Source organism: Pseudobacter sp. (genome assembly GCF_051955275.1).
GTDB lineage: Bacteria > Bacteroidota > Bacteroidia > Chitinophagales > Chitinophagaceae > Pseudobacter.
The window spans coordinates 41458-61224 of record NZ_JBQCGW010000300.1; the positions used below are offsets into that span (position 1 = coordinate 41458).

General features: G+C 48.6%; 16 protein-coding genes. 14 read left to right on the top strand and 2 right to left on the bottom strand.

The genetic code is table 11. The features are described from left to right. Positions 1-8: 8 nt before the first annotated feature. Positions 9-323 (top strand): DUF3467 domain-containing protein, encoded by a 315-nt coding sequence (locus ACTHMC_RS26510; RefSeq protein ID WP_440417941.1) that lies wholly within the window; start codon positions 9-11, stop codon positions 321-323. Positions 324-327: 4 nt separating this feature from the next. On the opposite strand, the gene radC is transcribed toward ACTHMC_RS26510, so the two are convergent. Further along, positions 328-1017 (bottom strand): RadC family protein, encoded by a 690-nt coding sequence (radC, locus tag ACTHMC_RS26515; protein ID WP_440417943.1) that lies wholly within the window; start codon positions 1015-1017, stop codon positions 328-330. A 129-nt stretch (positions 1018-1146) separates the two neighbouring features. Here radC and ACTHMC_RS26520 point away from each other — a divergent pair, with 129 nt between their 5' ends. The 11 genes from ACTHMC_RS26520 (at position 1147) to ACTHMC_RS26570 (ending at position 16014) form a co-directional block, all read left to right on the top strand. Further along, complete coding sequence (locus tag ACTHMC_RS26520; RefSeq protein ID WP_440417945.1) at positions 1147-1362, top strand: hypothetical protein; 216 nt, start codon at positions 1147-1149, stop codon at positions 1360-1362. Between the two features lie 188 nt (positions 1363-1550). Next, a complete protein-coding gene (locus tag ACTHMC_RS26525) occupies positions 1551-2501 on the top strand; it encodes a ribose-phosphate pyrophosphokinase (protein WP_440417946.1) in 951 nt (316 codons plus the stop codon). A gap of 41 nt (positions 2502-2542) precedes the next feature. Continuing rightward, positions 2543-3151, top strand: a complete 609-nt coding sequence (locus ACTHMC_RS26530) for a 50S ribosomal protein L25 (RefSeq protein ID WP_440417948.1) — start codon at positions 2543-2545, stop codon at positions 3149-3151. A gap of 173 nt (positions 3152-3324) precedes the next feature. Further along, positions 3325-3903 (top strand): aminoacyl-tRNA hydrolase, encoded by a 579-nt coding sequence (pth, locus tag ACTHMC_RS26535; protein ID WP_440417950.1) that lies wholly within the window; start codon positions 3325-3327, stop codon positions 3901-3903. Between the two features lie 147 nt (positions 3904-4050). Beyond that, on the top strand, positions 4051-4662 hold the full coding sequence (locus ACTHMC_RS26540; protein WP_440417951.1) for a fumarylacetoacetate hydrolase family protein: 612 nt from the start codon (positions 4051-4053) through the stop codon (positions 4660-4662). Between the two features lie 130 nt (positions 4663-4792). Next, positions 4793-6862 carry an alpha-ketoacid dehydrogenase subunit alpha/beta gene (locus ACTHMC_RS26545; RefSeq protein WP_440417952.1) on the top strand — a complete coding sequence of 690 codons (2070 nt, stop codon included), beginning with the start codon at positions 4793-4795 and terminating at the stop codon, positions 6860-6862. Between the two features lie 175 nt (positions 6863-7037). Continuing rightward, positions 7038-7757, top strand: coding sequence for a hypothetical protein (locus ACTHMC_RS26550; RefSeq protein WP_440417954.1), 720 nt, complete (start codon positions 7038-7040; stop codon positions 7755-7757). A gap of 537 nt (positions 7758-8294) precedes the next feature. Further along, positions 8295-8744, top strand: a complete 450-nt coding sequence (locus ACTHMC_RS26555; RefSeq protein WP_440417956.1) for a LytR/AlgR family response regulator transcription factor — start codon at positions 8295-8297, stop codon at positions 8742-8744. A 225-nt stretch (positions 8745-8969) separates the two neighbouring features. Then, positions 8970-9785: a hypothetical protein gene (locus ACTHMC_RS26560; RefSeq protein WP_440417958.1), complete on the top strand. Its 816-nt coding sequence runs from the start codon at positions 8970-8972 to the stop codon at positions 9783-9785. 162 nt (positions 9786-9947) lie between these two features. Next, on the top strand, positions 9948-14468 hold the full coding sequence (gene gltB, locus ACTHMC_RS26565) for a glutamate synthase large subunit (protein WP_440417960.1): 4521 nt from the start codon (positions 9948-9950) through the stop codon (positions 14466-14468). Positions 14469-14508: 40 nt separating this feature from the next. After that, entirely contained in the window at positions 14509-16014 is a 1506-nt protein-coding gene (locus tag ACTHMC_RS26570) for a glutamate synthase subunit beta (RefSeq protein WP_440417961.1), read from the top strand. Positions 16015-16182: 168 nt separating this feature from the next. Here ACTHMC_RS26570 and ACTHMC_RS26575 read toward each other — a convergent pair whose 3' ends face one another. Beyond that, a complete protein-coding gene (locus ACTHMC_RS26575; RefSeq protein WP_440417962.1) occupies positions 16183-16791 on the bottom strand; it encodes a Crp/Fnr family transcriptional regulator in 609 nt (202 codons plus the stop codon). Between the two features lie 142 nt (positions 16792-16933). Between ACTHMC_RS26575 and ACTHMC_RS26580 the strand changes: the two genes are divergently transcribed. Both ACTHMC_RS26580 and ACTHMC_RS26585 read left to right on the top strand, forming a co-directional pair. Beyond that, a complete protein-coding gene (locus tag ACTHMC_RS26580) occupies positions 16934-18070 on the top strand; it encodes a sensor histidine kinase (RefSeq protein WP_440417964.1) in 1137 nt (378 codons plus the stop codon). Positions 18071-18317: 247 nt separating this feature from the next. Beyond that, entirely contained in the window at positions 18318-19706 is a 1389-nt protein-coding gene (locus ACTHMC_RS26585) for an ammonium transporter (RefSeq protein ID WP_440417965.1), read from the top strand. Positions 19707-19767 lie beyond the last annotated feature (61 nt).

Genomic DNA, 19767 nt, shown 5'->3' on the forward strand with positions numbered 1-19767 from the left:
CATCATATATGCAAGACCAACAGGAGCAAAATAATCAACTGAATATCGAGATCTCAGAAGAAGTAGCTGAAGGGCAGTACGCGAACCTTGTGATCATTACCCATTCACATGCGGAGTTTGTTGTTGACTTCGTGAATGTGATGCCCGGTACCCCAAAGAGCAAGGTGAAGAGCAGGGTGATCCTGACACCCCAGCATGCCAAACGTTTCATGAAGGCACTCACGGAGAACATCAACCGGTTTGAGAGCATCAATGGCAAGATCCAGGACCTGGAAGAATCCCAGATCCCGATGAATTTTGGTGGTCCTTCTGCACAGGCTTAAGTAATCAGAGTAAACCTTTGTCTGCAAAACTGAAATAATCGTGCTCTGCTATGATAAGGTGGTCCAGTACTTCCATATCGAGGAGCCGTGCTGCATCGCTGATACGTGAGGTAATGGATTTATCTGCAGCGCTCGGCTGCAGGTTGCCGGATGGGTGATTGTGGAAGAGGATCATTTTTACAGTGTCTGTTTCCAGTGCTTTTTTCAAAACTACCCGTACATCTACGGTGGTGGAAGTGATACCTCCCTGGTGAAGAAGGTAGCATTTTGCATCGTTTGCATGGTTCAGATAAATCACTCCGAATATTTCCTGCGAATGATGGCCCAAATGGGTTTTCAGGTAATTGGCTGCTTCCCGGCTGGCATTGATGAGAGACAATCGTTTGGGAAGGGAGGCCTGACGACGCCTTCCCAGTTCAAGGCAGGCGGCTATGGCAGTGGCTTTGGCCTTGCCGATCCCTTTTATCAGCATGAGCTCATCAACTGATTTGCGGGAAAGTTCCACAAGATCATTATTGGTGAGATTGAGTACTTCACGCGCAAGATCAACCGCAGATTTATCACGGGTGCCTTTATTGAAAAGTATAGCCAGCAGTTCAGCATTAGATAGTGCACTGGGAGTTTTACCAAGTAGTTTTTCCCTGGGCCGGTCATCCTCGGGCCAGTCTTTAATAGCGTATTTTTTCTCTTGCATAAGCCACAAAGGGCATTTAATTTTACCCCATACATTATATAACCACCGGGAATAATAATTGTACTATGCCCGCGTTATAATGTTAAGGAAAATCCAATACTTTTTCAGAAGCCCTAAAATCGACTATCCATGAAGCGAAAAACTACCCTCTCAGCCATCGGTGGCTATCAACCGTTCTTATTCTGCGCAGGTATGTACTTCGTTGCGCTGTTCTTCTCCATCTTTATCTGTTCTGCCATCTTTCATGCTGCCAATCCAAGGAAATCAATGGCAGAAAAGAAAGCGCCTGTTGAAAGATCAATAGCGGGCAGCAGCCAGGTTTTGCTCACAGTTACTGGTAAATAAAGCACATAAATAATCAATAACCGGTCTGAAACACGGCCGGCTTTTTTTATATTCGTCCGTTCTCCTGCGGCGGCATGCCGCTTGTCCGTACCCTTGTTTTTTGTTCCTCCGTCAAAAATTATTATTGACCGGATTACCCCTAATCCCCTTCCTTCGCTTTATCTTCGCCGCACATTTTTAATGTTGGTATGGAAACAACTGTCAAGATCTTTTCCGGCACCGGGTCTCAGTACCTCGCCGAAAAAATAGCACAGCAATATGGCACCACGCTGGGAAAAATCACTATTTCCAAGTTCAGCGATGGCGAAATTCAACCTGTTTTCCAGGAAAGTATCAGAGGCGACATGGTTTTCCTGGTGCAGTCCACTTTTGCTCCCGCAGAGAATATCCTCGAGATCCTGCTCATGATCGATGCAGCCAGAAGGGCATCCGCCTACAAAGTGGTAGTGGTGATACCTTATTACGGGTATGCCCGCCAGGACAGGAAGGACAAGCCCCGGGTAGCCATCGGATCCAAGCTGATTGCCAATATGTTAGTAGCCGCTGGCGCTGACAGGGTGATTACCATGGACCTCCATGCTCCCCAGATTCAGGGCTATTTCGACATTCCGGTGGATCACCTGGACAGTTCTGCCATATTTATTCCTTACATTCAGCAACTTCAGCTGGAAAATCTTACCTTTGCGGCCCCTGACGTAGGCAGCGCCAACAGGATCCGTGAGATTGCCACCTACTTCAATGCAGATATGGTGATCTGCGATAAGCACCGGAAACGGGCCAACGAGATCGCCAGCATGGTTGTGATCGGTGATGTTACAGACAGGGACGTAGTTCTTATAGATGATATCTGTGATACGGGCGGTACCCTTGCCAAGTCAGCAGGATTGCTGCTGGAGAAAGGAGCCAGGAGTGTAAGGGCACTCTGTACACACCCGGTACTGAGCGGCAACGCCTACTCAAATATCGAGAACAGTGTACTGGAGGAACTGGTGGTTTGTGATACCATTCCCCTGAAGCAGAAGATATCAAAGATAAAAGTGCTGAGCGTGGCAGAACTGTTTGCAGTGGCCATCCGCAACGCATACGAGAACAGGAGCATCACCGGCCTGTTCATCCACAGCCAGCTGAGGAACAAATAAGGTGACAGCACTTTGTGTTCAATTTAAACAAACATATAAAAATGAAAGCAATTACAATCGAAGGACAACTGAGGACCGAAACCGGGAAAAAAGCCACCCGCCAACTTCGCTCTCAGGGTCAGGTGCCTGGTGTAATTTATGGCGGTGCATCGGAAGTTAGTTTTTCAGCTCCAGTGCTGGCTTTTAAACCGCTTGTTTACACTCCGGAGTTTCAGGTAGCAGAAATCAAAGTTGACGGAAAAACTTACAGGACCATCCTGAAAGATATCCAGTTCAATAAGGTAACTGATGAACTGAACCATATCGACTTCCTGGAACTGGTAGAAGACAAAGCTATCGTAGCTACGCTTCCGCTGAAGTTCGTGGGTACTTCTGCTGGTGTTAAAGCCGGTGGTAAACTGATCACAAAGATCAAATCACTGAAGGTAAAAACTCTTCCAAAATATCTGAAAGAGAATATCGAAGTTGACCTGACAGGTCTGGAACTGAACGGAAACATCCGTGTAGAAGACGTGAAGCTTGATAACTACGAGATCCTGAACTCTCCACGTATCCCCATCGCTTCTGTAGTGATGACCCGTCAGCTGAAACAGGAAGAAGCTGCTGCACCTGCTAAAGGTGGCGCTGCTAAACCTGCTGCAAAGAAATAAGTCCAGTTAAAAAAGCATTGAAATAAAATCCAAGCCCGGAAACCTTGCCGGGCTTGTTTTTATTTCAGGTGAGATTTCCTGTTACTGAAAAGTTCCGCTCCAGAAACCACTAATCGTTCCCGCATAACCTTTACACAGATCTCAGTAACAGGAACGGATTAAAAGATTCTAGTATGTCAAAATTCCTTATCGTAGGTTTAGGCAATATTGGCATCGAATACGCCGGAACCCGCCACAATATTGGTTTTGATGTGGCTGACGCACTTGCCGTCAAGCATAGTGTTCCATTCCGGTCAGACAGGCTTGCAGACCTGGCTGAACTGAAATATCGCGGAAAACAGTTGATAATTATCAAGCCAACCACTTATATGAACCTGAGTGGGAAAGCTGTTAAATATTGGCTCGACAAAGAAAAGATCGCCCCTTCGAATATGATCGTCATCGTAGATGAGCTCGCAATACCACTGTCGAAACTTCGACTGAGACTTTCGGGTAGCGATGGAGGTCATAACGGCTTGAAGAGCATTCAGGCGATACTTGGAACCGATCAGTATCCCAGACTACGGTTTGGCATCGGTAACAATTATCCCAAAGGAATGCAGGCAGAATATGTGTTGGGGAAATGGTGGAAAGAGGAAATTCCTGTTGTGATGCAGAAGATACAGAAGAGCGTCGAAGCTATCGAAAGCATTGTCCACATTGGGATTGAACGCACCATGAATGAGGTTAATAAATTGGAGTTTCCACTATGATTTGTTAATTTGAATCTTTATTTTCGCAATTGTATCCCGGAATGGATAATAACTTTTTGATATTCAATATTTCTATGCAACTGTACCCCCACCTGTCCAGGTTATGAAACTTGAAAACAATTATCACAGTTAAACCCTTTGTTGTGTATGAAAATATTCTGTGTAGGCCGTAATTACGTGGCACACGCAAATGAATTGGGAAACGAAGTACCAGATGAGCCTATCATATTTCTGAAACCAAAAAGTGCTCTGTTGCAGGCACACACTCCGTTCTACTATCCTGAATTCACAAATGAACTGGATTACGAATGTGAACTGGTATTAAGAATATCAAAGAACGGTAAATACATCCAGGAAAGGTTTGCCAATAAATACTACGACGCAGTTACTGCCGGTATAGACTTCACTGCCCGCGATGTACAACGTGAGCTGAAAGAGAAAGGACTGCCATGGGAGAAAGCAAAAGCGTGGGACAACTCCGCTGTGATCGGTAAATGGATCCCCTTTCAGAACGTAAAGAATAAGAAAGACCTCAACTTCTGCCTCTACAAGAACAAGGAACTTGTTCAGCAGGGCAATGCCAATCTCATGATCAATAGTTTCGATAAAGTGATCGCTCACATTTCGAATTATTTTTCCGTGAACATCGGCGACCTCGTTTTCACCGGCACCCCCGCAGGCGTTGGAGAATGCGTGGTAGGAGATGAGCTCGAAGCCTTCATCGAAGATGAAAGCATGTTGAACCTCGAGATCAAATAACAGTTATAGATCACTACAAGGAAAAAGCCGTTCCGCTTCTGCGGGAGGGCTTTTTTTATGCTTAACCAATATAAAACTAACAATCGTTATTGTTTTTATTACTTTTGCCCGATATACCGCATAAGACGTTATGACCAGTACAGATACTATGATGAAAGCCTATCGCCTGATGTGCACAGCAAAGGCGATGGCTGAGAAATATGAATCCAACAGACAGGTTTGTAAATACGTGCATTCCACCTCACGCGGCCATGAAGCCATTCAGCTGGCTACCGCTTTTCAGTTGCTGCCCTGCGACTATGTGAGCCCGTATTACCGTGATGAGAGCATCCTCCTGGGCCTGGGCTTTACGCCCTACCAGCTGATGCTGCAGTTACTGGCAAAAGGTGAGGATATCTTCACAGGAGGCCGTGAATATTACAGTCACCCCAACTACAGGGGCAACGATAAACCAACCATCATTCACCAGAGCAGCGCCACCGGCATGCAGGCCATTCCAACCACCGGCCTGGCGCAGGGTGTGCAGTTCCTGGAACAGATCCATGCAGCTTCCCTGCCACTCGGCCCTGCCGGCGAAATGCCCGTGGTGGTATGTTCACTCGGTGATGCCAGCGTTACGGAAGGAGAGGTGAGCGAAGCCTTTCAGTTTGCCGTTCTCAAAAAACTGCCCATCATATACCTGGTACAGGATAATAACTGGGGCATCTCCGTTAGTTCCGAAGAAGCACGGGCAATGGATGCTTACGATTATGCGGGCGGCTTCCCGGGTATGGGGCGCGTACGCATCAACGGTAGTGACTTTGAAGAAAGCTACAACAATATGCGCCGCATCATCCAGTATGTGCGGCAACACCGCGGACCATACCTGGTGCAGGCAAAAGTGCCGCTGCTGGGGCATCATACCAGTGGTGTGAGAAAAGAATTCTACCGTACGCAGGAAGACTGGAACAAACACCTGGTAGACGATCCCGGTCCGAAACTTCGCCAGCGGCTCCTGGAATCAGGCATTGCAGAAGCAGACCTTCAGCTGATGGAAACAGAAACCGTTCAGTTTGTAGATAACCAGTTTGCAATGGCCGTACAGGCACCTGATCCTGATCCGGCAACCGTAACACAACATGTATTTGCCCCCACGCCGGTTACGGAAGAAAAGGGCAGCAGGAATGGCAATGGCAGTGGCGACAAGATCATGATGGTGGATGCAGCGCTTTTTGCCATCCGTGAACTGATGGAGGATTTCCCGGAGGCCATTCTATACGGCCAGGACGTAGGCAGAAGGCTGGGAGGCGTGTTCCGCGAAGCAGCCACGCTGGCCGAACAGTTCGGCGATCATCGTGTCTTCAATACGGCCATCCAGGAAGCCTATATCATCGGGTCTACTGTAGGCATGAGCGCAGTGGGCCTCAAGCCCATCGTGGAAGTGCAGTTTGCAGATTATATATACCCCGGCCTCAACCAGCTTGTTACTGAGATCTCAAAATCAGCATATCTTAGCTGTGGCAAATTCCCCATACAGACCGTGATCCGCATCCCCATCGGAGCCTATGGTGGTGGTGGCCCTTATCACAGCGGTAGTATCGAAACCACGCTTCTTTCCATCAAAGGCATCAAAATAGCCTATCCTTCCAATGCAGCCGATATGAAAGGCCTGATGAAATCGGCTTTCCTCGATCCCAATCCCGTAGTAATGCTTGAGCACAAAGGATTGTACTGGAGCAAGGTTCCGGGCACCGAAGATGCAAAAGCGCATGAGCCTTCCCGTGATTATGTTCTGCCTTTCGGAAAAGGCATGATTGTAGCAGCGGCTGATGCAGCAAGAGTGAACGAAGGAAGTTCCTGCTGTATCATAACTTATGGTATGGGCGTTTACTGGGCTAAAGCAGCAGCAAAAAGATTCCCCGGACAGGTGGAGATCATCGATCTCCGTACCCTCTTCCCGCTGGATGAAGAGCTGGTGTATGAAACAGTAAAGAAACACGGAAAATGCCTGGTGCTTACAGAGGAGCAACAGAATAATTCCTTTGCGGAAGCACTGGCAGGCAGGATCTCACGCAACTGTTTCCAATGGCTTGATGCACCTGTTGAAGTGCTGGGCGCACTCAACCTGCCCGCAGTACCCATGAACATGGTGCTGGAGCAGGCGATGCTTCCCAACCCTGATAAGGTTGCACACCTGGTAAATCAGTTGCTCAGTAGCTGATCCTTTACTCCGTTAGTTCCATACTACCCAATAAGTTGATATAGACTAGATAAGTATATTATCTTTCTACGTCATACATCCCACTCATTGGCCGCTCGTAAAATTTTAACAATGCGAATCGCATAAAAAGTACCTTATTTACGTAAAGTATCGTACTTAACCACCTCGCGCCGCCATGAAGAACAAATACCTGAAAGGTGCCCACCTTTCCGAAAGGAAGGTCAGGGAACTTATTAAATTATTCTGCGATGATCTGACAGCCACACAGATCGCAAGCGTTACAGGCATCAGCCGTATCACGGTGAATGCTTATTTCAAGCTTATCCGCACACATATAGCCCGCTTCTGCGAAGAGCGAAATCCCCTGCGTGTATCAAAAGGCACACATGCTTTTATTCCAGTTGACAGTACAGCACTTGGTTTGGATAATGCCGAGAACGGCTCCAGGAAGCCTTTCTATGGCATCTATAAAAAGGAGGATCATATCTACACGGACAAATTACCGGAAGTGGATGGTGACTGGCTGAACGACTGGATCAAGGGACGGGTTGATGCAGGATCGGATCTGGTTGAGAAATATTCACTACACCTGTACAAGGGAATTGCCGATTTCAACAGCATCAGGTTGCATCGCCTCAACGGAATTAACGGGCATGGCAATGGCATAAAGAATGTACAGGATGATATCGATATTTTCTGGGGCATGCTCAAATCAAGGCTAGTGAAATTCCGCGGCCTCAATGGTGGCACCCTCTACCTGCACGTTAAAGAAACTGAATTCAGATACAATCACCGTTCAGCGGACATCTACGAGATGTTGCTCGACATTTTGCATCAGCAGCCGTTGCATACATCAAAAACAATGGTTGCCAGAGAAAGCATTCCGGGAAAATAATAATTCGCAACCACCCGGTGTATTGGTTGCTGCATTCGAATTTTCTCATGTGACTCGCAGTTCCGGTTCTCCGGAACTGCCTATTTTTAAAACCCGTCAGAGTGCTTTTTGCTCTGTTAATATGGATAATCTGTCATTTCGCACATTTTAACTATTTCCGGCAATAAATTTTGAGTTCTTTTGCATCTCGTAATAAACCCACACCTTCTCCTGTTTTAGTTGAACCTTCTTCCTGTATCGTATATTAATCTAATGTATTTCGAAATATTTCTCCGGGGATTTCCCTTATGCTACTTCTGACGCAACTCATCCCTGGATCATTAACCTTAGTTGCGGTATAGAATTTTTCTCATGTGACTCGAAGGTGGTTTCTACCACCTTCTTTTTTTTCAGCATGCTGATTTTAGTGTTTGGATGGGCGAATAACGCAGTTTGGATCGCATATTCATGTGGTTTTGGCCAAATGGTAGTGATGAATGGTAACGAACGATGCATTTTTGTTGTCAGATCAATGAATCACCAACAAACCTAATAGTCATGAACGCAATGCACGCAGCGATGCAACATCTCACCCAGGCGGTACCCGACTCAGAAACTGCCTGGAAACAATTCTTCCAGGAATATTTTCCTGAGAAGGTTTCTCCCGATTATAAATCCAGGTTCCTCGTAAAGAAAGGACATCAGCTGATCTCCCTTCCTGTGAACGAGATCCGTTATTTCTACCTCCGCGAAAAACTCACTTTCGTAAAGATGTCGGACAATAAGGATCATATCCTGGATTACACCATCACAGAGATCGAGAAGCTCATCTCCCCGGAAAGATTTTTCAGGGTCAGCCGTCAGTTCATCATCAGCCATGATGCCATTGAAAAAGTGCTTGTGAGCACACATGGTAAGCTGAGAGTGGAAGTGAAACCGCTTCATCCCGATCCCATCATCATCAGCCGCGAGAGAGTACCTGCTTTCAAAGCCTGGCTGGGAGAATAACAAGTGTATACACCGGCCCACACCCCGGCCGGTATCCCGTTTTTCCGCTTCACCGGATTGCATTCCCCCTCACTTGCCTGTATTGCAAACCCCGGCTAACTTTTTCTTCAATTCAGCAGCGCCACCCCGCTCCTGAAACTACATTATTCACTGTCCGGATACCTGTCAGTTCTGTGCACTCACGCACAGCTGCATTTTTATTGTCAATACACAAATCAAATCGTAATGCTTAAAAATTTCAAAGTACTGCCACTGCTTGCAGCAGTAGTGGGAATACTGTCTGCATCCTGCAGTAAGAACAACGGTAAAGAGGAACCTGCACCTGAACCTGCACCGGAATACCCAACAGCCCCTGTTCAGGGAGAACTGCAGGTGCATTTTGATGCATCCACCATTGAACTGGCCCGGGTGGATTCAGGATATGTAGTGCTGCAAAGAGAAGGCAACGGCCTGCAGTATCTGAAAAGATTCACCAAAGGCAATCATCTGCTGAGGATCGATATCGATGGAATGGCCGAAGGACAATACAGTGCCTCCTTTGTGATTGACATGAAGCTTAAGAACGATAACAAAGTGATCTGGCGGCAATTCAGGGTGAAGAAGGATCTGCGGCTGGTACAGACCGGCGTTGCCGTAAAAGCGCCCCTAAATGAACTGAAGAAAGAATGGAAGCCATACGTGGTGCTTTCAGACGCCACCAGGAGCTTTCAGCTGACTGTTCCCATGGATTGCTCTGATCCTTATTTTGAATTCCTGAGGCGCGATCCCAAATGGGACTATGTACATTTTGAAAGGGCTGCCTACAAACGCACCGGCCCCAATTCCAAAACACCGCTGGGAGCTAAATCCTTTGAATGTGCAAACGGGGAATGTTTCGATGGCAACGGATTCATCATCGATTCAAAAATATTTGAGGACTGGTCCGGAAATATCAGCGCCTACCCCTGGGATAATGCCGAGATTTTCCTCATCCTGCTAAATGAAGATACCGGTAATGACCTTACCATACTACACAGTTTTGATATCCCGGATGTACTGTAATTGTCCATTTCCATACTAACGTTAGTAAGAAAAATTAATTGAATAAATCAACGGTATTATTATCTTTTTGTTGTAATTTCAGCTGGTTGCTTGTCCACTTTTTAAGATTCGTCTTATAAAGTGCGTTTATTATTAGATAAATTTCAAAACTAATTGTCAACGATGTCAAGTAACCAGGGTTTATATCATCCTTCCTTTGAGCGAGACGCCTGTGGTATCGGTTTCGTAGCCAATATCAAAGGTCACAAATCCCACCAGCACATCTCCGATGCCCTCACAGTCCTCGAAAACATGGAGCATCGTGGCGCCTGCGGCTGCGAAAGCAATACCGGCGATGGTGCAGGTATCATGATCCAGACACCCCACGAGTTTTTCTTCGATGAATGTATCCGCCTCGGCGTTCCCCTTCCTGCTTTCGGCAGGTACGGCGTTGGGGTGATCTTCTTCCCCCGTGAGATCCGTCTGCGGGAAGAATGCCGTGATATCTTCAACCGTTCCGTGGAAAAGCTGGGACTGGAAGTGATCGCTTACCGGAAAGTGCCTGTAAACCCCGATGGTATCGGTGCTACCGCACTCAGCGTGGAACCTGAAATGGAGCATGTGTTCATCGCCTGCCCTGACCATATCACCAACCCTGAAGAGTTTGAACGCAAATTGTTCGTACTGCGCAATTACGCCAGCCACGTGATCAATAATACCGTAAAGCGCGATGCTATCGGTTTCTACATCGCTTCCCTCTCTTATAAAACTGTTGTATACAAAGGCCAGCTTACCAGTAACCAGGTAAGGAATTATTTCCCTGACCTCAGCAACAAAAGAGTGGTGAGCGCATTCGGACTGGTGCACTCCCGCTTTGCCACCAACACATTCCCCAGCTGGAAACTGGCGCAGCCTTTCCGTTATATCGCTCATAACGGTGAGATCAATACGCTGCAGGGTAACCTCAACTGGCTGAAAACATCGGAGAAAGGTTTTACTTCCAATCTCTTCACCCGTGAAGAAATGGAAATGCTGCTGCCTATCGTAACAGAAGGACAGTCGGATTCCGCCTGTCTCGACAATATGATCGAACTGCTCACGCTCTCCGGGCGCTCACTGCCACATGTGATGATGATGCTCATCCCCGAAGCATGGGATGGCAATGAGGATATGGACCCGGTGAAGAAGGCCTTCTACGAATTCCATGCAGCCATGATGGAGCCCTGGGATGGTCCTGCTTCCATCTCTTTCACCGATGGTAAGATCATCGGCGCCACGCTCGACAGGAACGGTCTCCGTCCTTCCCGCTATTGCGTTACTACGGATGACCGTGTGATCATGGCGTCTGAAACCGGCGCACTGCCCGTGCATCCCACACTCGTGAAAGAGAAGGGAAGGCTGCAGCCCGGCAAGATGTTCGTGGTGGATATGGAGCAGGGGCGTATCATCAGCGATGATGAACTGAAATCGCAGATCACTTCACAGAAGCCATATGCTGAATGGCTCAACAAATACAAGATCCGTTTGAACGAACTGCCTGAACCACGCGTGATGTTCACGCATCTGGAACATGATCAGGTGTTCAAATACCAGAAGGCTTTCGGCTATTCAACGGAAGACCTGGAAACCATCGTAGCGCCTATGGCCATCGATGGCAAGGAGCCGATCGGTTCCATGGGCACGGATGTTCCGCTGGCTGTTCTCAGCGATCAGCCTCAACATCTCAGCAGCTATTTCAAACAACTCTTTGCGCAGGTGACCAACCCTCCGATCGATCCGATCCGCGAGAGAATGGTCATGAGCCTTGCCACTTTCGTAGGTAATAACGGCAACCTCCTGCAGGAAGATCCGCTGAGCTGCCATACCGTTGCGCTGAAGCATCCGGTACTCACCAATCATGAACTCGAAAAGATCCGCAGTATCGATACCGGTATCTTCCAGGCTAAAACACTGCAGTGTTATTTCCGGGCAGACGGAAAACCAGGCAGGCTGAAAGCCGCACTGGACCGTATCTGCCGCTATGCGGTGGATGCTGTGGAGGACGGGTTTGAAGTACTGGTGCTGCAGGACCGCGCCATCGATTCCGATCACGCGCCCATTCCCTCACTGTTAGCCACAGCCGCAGTTCACCACCACCTGATCCGTAAAGGACTTCGTGGTCAGGTTGGTATTGTGGTGGAAGCAGGCGATGTCTGGGAAGTGCATCATTTCGCCTGTCTCTTAGGTTTCGGTGCAACTGCCATCAACCCGTACCTGGCGCTCAGTTCTATCCGCGACATGAAGCTCACGGACAAGTTGCAGACCAATCTGGATGCAGAACAACTCAAGAAGAATTATATCAAGGCCGTAAACGATGGCCTGCTGAAGGTCTTCTCCAAAATGGGAATCTCCACTTTACAGTCGTACCAGGGTGCGCAGATCTTCGAGATCATCGGTATCAACCATGAAGTGGTGGATAAATATTTCACCGGAGCAACCAGCCGTATCGAAGGCATGGGTCTGGATGAGATCGCAAGAGAAGCGCTCTCCAAGCACCTCTTCTCCTTCAGTAAAAAGAATGTGCCTGTTGACCGTTTGATGGTGGGCGGGCTCTACCAGTGGAAACGCAAAGGTGAATTCCATCTGTTCAACCCACAGACCATCCACCTGCTGCAGTATTCCACCAGGATGAACGAATACAATACTTTCAAGAAGTATACTAAACTGGTGAACGAGCAGGCTGAGAAAGCAGCCACACTGCGTGGCCTGTTCAGGTTCAGGAGAACACGCCCGGCTATCTCCATCGACGAGGTGGAACCGGCTGAAAATATCTATCGCCGTTTTGCAACAGGCGCCATGTCTTTCGGCTCCATTTCCTGGGAAGCACATACCACACTGGCGATTGCCATGAACCGTCTCGGTGGTAAAAGCAATACCGGCGAAGGTGGAGAAGATGAAAGCAGGTACAACAAAATGGCGAATGGCGATAGTATGAGAAGTGCTATCAAGCAGGTGGCCTCTGCGCGCTTTGGTGTAACCAGTTTATACCTGACCGAAGCAGATGAACTGCAGATCAAGATGGCGCAGGGCGCCAAGCCGGGAGAAGGTGGTCAATTGCCCGGACACAAAGTGGATGACTGGATCGGTAAGACCCGTCACTCCACACCAGGTGTTGGTCTGATCTCTCCGCCGCCACACCACGATATCTACTCAATCGAGGATCTCGCTCAGCTCATCTTCGACCTTAAAAACGCCAACCGTGCTGCGCGCATCAACGTGAAGCTGGTAAGTAAGGCAGGGGTAGGCACTATCGCCGCTGGTGTTGCCAAAGCGAAAGCCGATGTGATCCTGGTATCAGGCAATGATGGCGGTACAGGCGCTTCGCCACTCAGTTCCATCAAACATGCAGGTCTGCCATGGGAGCTCGGTCTCGCCGAGTCTCACCAGACACTGGTAAAAAATAAACTGCGCAGCAGGGTAGTGCTGCAGGCGGATGGCCAGATGAAGACCGGCCGTGATATTGCCATCGCAACCTTGCTGGGAGCAGAAGAGTGGGGTGTTGCCACCGCCGCGCTGGTAGTGGAAGGTTGTATCATGATGCGCAAATGCCATTTGAATACCTGTCCCGTAGGTGTTGCCACACAGGACCCTGAGCTACGTAAGCGCTTCACCGGTGATGCAGATCATGTGGTGAACTTCTTTAAATTCCTGGTGCAGGACCTGCGCGAGATCATGGCAGAGCTGGGTTACAAAACCATCAATGAAATGGTGGGACAGGTAGATAACCTGGAAGTGCGTGATGATATCGAACACTGGAAATACAGTAAGCTGGATCTTTCTCCGATCCTTTACAAAGAGCCCGCCTCTCCGTTCACCGGGTTGTATCATATGGAGGACCAGGATCATGGAATGGCAGAGATCCTCGACTGGCAGTTGCTGGAAGCAGCCAAACCTGCTATCGACTCACGTGAACGGGTAACCGCTTCTTTCCCGGTAAGGAATATCGACCGTACTATCGGAACACTTCTTTCCAACGAGATCACCAAAGTGTACAAGTCGGAAGGATTGCCGGAAGATACCATTCACTTCAATTTCACCGGTACGGCCGGGCAGAGCTTCGGCGCCTTCAATACCAAAGGAGTTACACTGGAGCTGGAAGGTGATGCGAATGACTATTTCGGTAAGGGCCTCAGCGGCGCCAAACTGATTGTGTATCCGCACCGTCAGTCCACTTATATTCCCGAAGAGAATATCGTGATCGGTAATACTGCTTTTTACGGCGCTACTGCCGGAGAAGCGTATATCCGGGGTAAGGCAGGTGAGCGTTTCTGCGTGCGTAACTCGGGTGCAGAAGTGGTAGTGGAAGGAACAGGCGATCACGGTTGTGAATATATGACCGGTGGCCGCGTGGTGATCCTGGGAGAAACAGGTAGGAACTTTGCAGCAGGTATGAGTGGAGGTATTGCTTATGTGTATGATGTGAAGGGGCAATTCCCTGGCCGTGTGAACCGCGAGATGGTGGATCTGGATCCGCTTGATCAGGATGATATCAAATTCCTGCAGGATGTGATCACCAGGCACTATGCTTATACGGGCAGTACTGTAGCAAAATTTGTGCTGGATGATATCGAGAACCAGGCTCAGCATTTTGTGAAAGTATTCCCTGCCGATTACAAGAAAGCATTGCAGCTGAAAGCGAAGGTTACCAATGCAAAACCTTCCTGATCCTAAACAATCACTACTCATCCCGTCAACGAATTAAGATATGGCAAAGCCTACAGGATTTTTGGAGTTCACCCGCGCACTTCCCGGCAAAACAGCTGTGGAGCAGCGTTTGAAGAATTATGGTGAATTTGTTGAGCGCTATTCCGAGCAGGCACTCAACCAGCAATCAGCGCGCTGTATGAACTGCGGCGTTCCTTTCTGTCACAGCGGATGCCCGCTGGGCAATGTGATCCCGGAGTTCAACGACGCCGTGTATCGCAAGAACTGGCTCGAAGCATACGAGATCCTTACATCTACCAATAATTTCCCCGAGTTCACCGGCCGTATCTGTCCGGCTCCCTGTGAGTCTGCCTGCGTGCTGGGTATCAACCAGCCTCCGGTAGCTATCGAGGAAATTGAAAAGCATATTATCGAAATCGCATTCGACAAGGGTTTTGTGAAACCCCGGAAACCGAATGTGCGCACCGGAAAGAAAATTGCCGTGATAGGCTCAGGCCCTGCCGGTATGGCGGCGGCCGCGCAGCTCAATTATGCCGGTCATACTGTAACGGTATTTGAGCGTGATGATGCACCTGGTGGACTGCTGCGATATGGCATCCCTGATTTCAAACTGGAGAAATCTGTGATCGACCGCCGCATCAAACTGCTGGAAGAAGAAGGCATCACTTTCAGGTGTAACGAAAACATCGGTGTGAACATAGGCATCAATGACCTGCTTCGCGAATACCAGGCGATTGTGCTGGCATGTGGTTCTACCAAACCACGCGACCTGGAAGTGCCCGGCCGCTCGCTGGATGGTGTTCATTTTGCCATGCAGTTCCTCAAACAACAGAACAAGCGTAATGCCGGCAAAGACCCGCTGGCCAGGGCAAATATCGAAAGCAATATTTTCAGCAAAGACATACTGGCTACCGGCAAGAATGTAGTGGTGATCGGTGGTGGTGATACGGGCAGCGACTGTGTAGGGACTTCCAACCGCCAGGGTGCAAAAAGCGTCTACCAGTTTGAGTTGTTGCCTTTACCTCCTGAAAAGCGCACAGCTTATATGCCCTGGCCCAGTTATCCCATGACGCTGAAAGTTTCCACTTCACATGAAGAAGGGGTGCAGCGCCAGTGGGCCATCGCCACAAAATCTTTCAATGGTGATGCGAACGGAAAACTGAAATCACTCACCGTGGTTGACCTGGAATGGAAGCTGATGGAAGATGGCAGGCCTGCACAGTTTGTGGAGATAGCAGGAAGTGAAAGAGAAATTCCCTGTGAGCTGGCATTGCTGGCGATGGGATTTGTGCATCCCGAGCATGAAGGGCTGTTGCAGCAGTTAGGTGTTGAACTTGATAATCGTGGGAATGTGAAAGCAGACGAGAAAGAATATCAGTCCAGCATTCAGAAGATCTTTGCAGCCGGTGATGTGAGAAGAGGGCAGAGCCTGGTGGTATGGGCAATCAGCGAAGGCCGCGAAGCGGCCCGTAAAGTGGATGAGTTCCTGATGGGGTCATCGTTACTGGAAAGCAAGGATCAGAACACGGTTCTGGCAACAATATAGTTATTCTGCAGATCGTAATGTTTTTAGTGTGAGAGGCGGCCCGTAAGGGTCGTCTCTTTTTTTGAAGGTATGCCAGATAATCGGGTAGCACTCGTTCCCCTCTGGCGAGGGAGTACTATTTGTTCGCCTCTGGCGAACACCGTGTCGCCGGAGGCAACGGAATATTAGTTACTCGCGGGGACGCGAACGACTGGTCTCCGCAGATGCACCCTTCCTGATCCTGCTCAGGCTATCTGTATGTATACCCAGATAGGAGGCGATGTATTTGAGTGGAATGTTCAGCACTACTTCCGGTTGCCGCTCGAGCATCAGCTGGTAGCGCTTTTCTGCGGGGAAGCAGATCATCTCTATCTGGTTCTGCTGTACCCAGTTCAGTAATCTTGCCATCACTGCCAGTTCAATGGTATATACTTCGGGTATCAGTTGTTTTATTTTCAGGAATGCGTCCCCATCCCATTCAAGCAGGTCCACGTCGGTGAGGGTTTCTATGCCGCATGTAGATACTTCCCTGGAGAGCACCAGTTGGGGCGCAGCCAGGAATTCATGCGAATTTACCAATCCGAGCGTATGATCATCTCCGTTATGAATTCTGTAGAGCCTGATAATGCCGCTGTTCAGGAAATAGAATTTTTCCACCACCTGGTCCTGCCCCATCAGCGTTTCTTTGGGTTTGGCGGTACGAATGATCGTATGGTCGCGGATCAGGTTGAGTTGTTGCTGGTTCAGCCGGATATTCCGTACGTTCAGCCATTGCAGCACATGTTCAAATGGATTCATTGATTTGCAGGATTGATAATACGGTAAGTTATAAAAAATCTGACCTATGTCGGAAAAGTGCCGATGGCAGGCAGCAGATTAGCATCCGGAACCGGCATCATTTACATTTGTATTGACGAGGAACGCCGACATGAGTATAGCAATGAAAAAACACGACCGTTTGCCTGCAGGTGCCAACTGGCTTGAGCCCGTTGTGTTGTTTCTGACCATCCTGGTTACTGACATGATCTATGGCATGCCGCAGCTGATCAATACTGGCTTCACTGCCATGCAGGTGAAGGATATTGCCGTGGATGCGATGATCATTACTGTGTCCTGTGTGCCGGGCTGGTGGCTTCACTTCAAGATCTTTCCCTTTGCCAGCTGGCAGAAAAGAGTGGTGCTGCACCTGATCACTGTTATTATCTTCTATACAATATGGGTGCTGGCCTATGCCGTTTACAATACGCTGATCCATTATCCGGTGATGACTGGTGTGCAGGTATTCTCCAATCTCTGGCATAATGTACTTTTCTATATCCAGGCATTCAGTTTCCTGCATCTGTACCACTACTTCCGTCAGAAGGAAGAGCAGAGTACGCGCGAAAAAGAATTACGCAGGATAGAATACGAAACAGAGATCGCCGGTCTCAAAGCGCAGATCCAACCTCATTTTTTATTCAACACCCTCAACAGTATCAGTGGTTCTGTTCCTGCGCAGCAGGAGTTTACGCGGGAGCTCATCGCGCGGCTGGCCGATATATTCCGGTATGCTATGATGGCTTCGCAGGAAGACAGGGTTTCGCTGAAGCAGGAAGTGGAGTTTATCAGGACTTATCTTTCCCTGGAGCAGCATCGTTTTGGCGATCGCCTCCGGGTGGTGATCCATATGGAAGAGGGCTTGGATAATGTGCAGGTTCCCAGTATGCTGTTTCAGCCGCTGGTGGAAAATGCGCTGAAACACGGCATCGAACCTTCGGTGGAAGGAGGGGTGATCGTATTATCGCTTATCCGTCAGGCCAGGAAACTGATGATCCGGGTGAGCAATACCGGGTTAGTGCAGGGAAAAGACCTGCGACAAATGTTCCAGACCAGGGGAGTGGGGCTGCGCAATACGCAGATGCGCTTAAAAAAGCTGTATGATGAGAACCTGGAAGTGGAGAGAACGGATGACTGTCTTCATTTTACTTTTCATATCCCTTTTCAGGAAAAAGAGCCCGCCCGGGCCATTCAGTTGGTTGCCGCTCCGGCACCAGCATTCAATGCCATGAGCCCTGCGTTCAACAATAATGGCATTTGAAAAAAATAGTTGGAAAAAACTTTTTTTAGATGACATGCAATAAGTGCATGTTTTTGCATTTCCCTTTTGAATATTCTATAGAATACAGCCCCAGTAGTTGTTTCAAGACATTAAAAACTAATAAATGTTAATATTATAAATATTTATTATTTAAATAGTAGACTTGATTTCGAAAGATTTTAGCGGTATTTTAGTATAAATAACACACATATTTTTATTCTTAATAACAACACTAAAATCAACTGGTATGAAAAAGATCACGCTTAAATCGGTAGCTCCATTCCTGGTTCTGGCAGGTGTGGCGATAGCTGCGATATTTGTTCCCTCGGTCCCGGACTTCGTGGACACAAAGGGAGCTTATAATTCTGCGGACATTGTGTGGGTTATAGTTGCCGCAGCACTGGTATTCCTGATGACACCCGGCCTGGCCTTCTTTTACGGCGGCATGGTGCACAGAAAGAACGTGATCTCTACAATGATCAAGAGCGTGGCAGCTGCAGGCGTGGTAAGCATCCTGTGGGTGGTGGTAGGATATAGCCTCTGTTTTGGCCCCAGCATCGGTGGTGTCATCGGTGACCCGACTACCCATTTTTTCTTCAAAGGTGTAGCTTCCGGTGAGCCCTGGGGTACTATCCCGCGCTCCCTGTTTGCCGTATTCCAGCTGATGTTCGCCATCATTACCCCGGGCCTGGTGGTAGGTGCTGTGGCTGAACGGATCCGTTTTACCTCTTACATTCTCTTTATTGCGCTCTTCAGCCTGCTGGTATACGCACCGCTGGCGCACTGGACATGGAACGCTGATGGCTTCCTGTTCAAGATGGGTGTGCTGGACTTTGCCGGTGGTACCGTAGTGCATATTTCTGCAGGTATGGCTGCCCTGGCTGGAGCCCTGGTGCTGAAACGCCGTAATTCACATAAAGAACACAGGGAGATCCCACCTGCCAATATCCCTTATGTTCTCATCGGTACCGGCCTCCTCTGGTTCGGATGGTTCGGTTTCAACGCAGGATCTGCACTGGCTGCCAACAGCCTGGCCGTGTCCGCCTTCTTCACAACAAATACGGCTGCTGCTGCTGCCGGTCTGAGCTGGATGTTCTTTGATGTACTCCGTGGTAAAAAACCATCTGTACTGGGCTTCTGTATCGGTGCGGTAGTTGGTCTGGTGGCTATCACACCTGCTGCAGGTTTTGTTGCCATCCCTCAGAGCATCACTATCGGTGTGGTAGCCGCCCTGGTTTCCAATATTGCTGTTTTCTACAAACAGAAATCAACACTGGATGATACGCTGGATGTATTCCCCTGTCATGGTCTCGGCGGTATCGTAGGTATGCTGCTGACTGGCGTATTTGCCACCAAAGCAGTGAATGGAGCTGGCGCTGACGGCCTCTGGCTGGGCAATGCAGGTTTCCTGTGGACACAGGTGAAAGGCATGCTCATTGCGGTAACCTTCAGCTTTACTGTATCCTGGCTTATATTCAAATTCATCAATTTCATTCTTCCCCTGCGTGTTACTTCTGAAGAAGAAGAACTCGGTCTGGATGCTACCCAGCATAATGAGAAATATCTCCAGGGAACATTGTTGGTGCATAACAATGGAAAAATCAACGAAGAAAAACTTATTGAGGCTGAACATTAAATAGAAAAAGGTACGGATGAATGACAAGCGTCTGGAACACGCTCATCTCCGTACCCTTTTC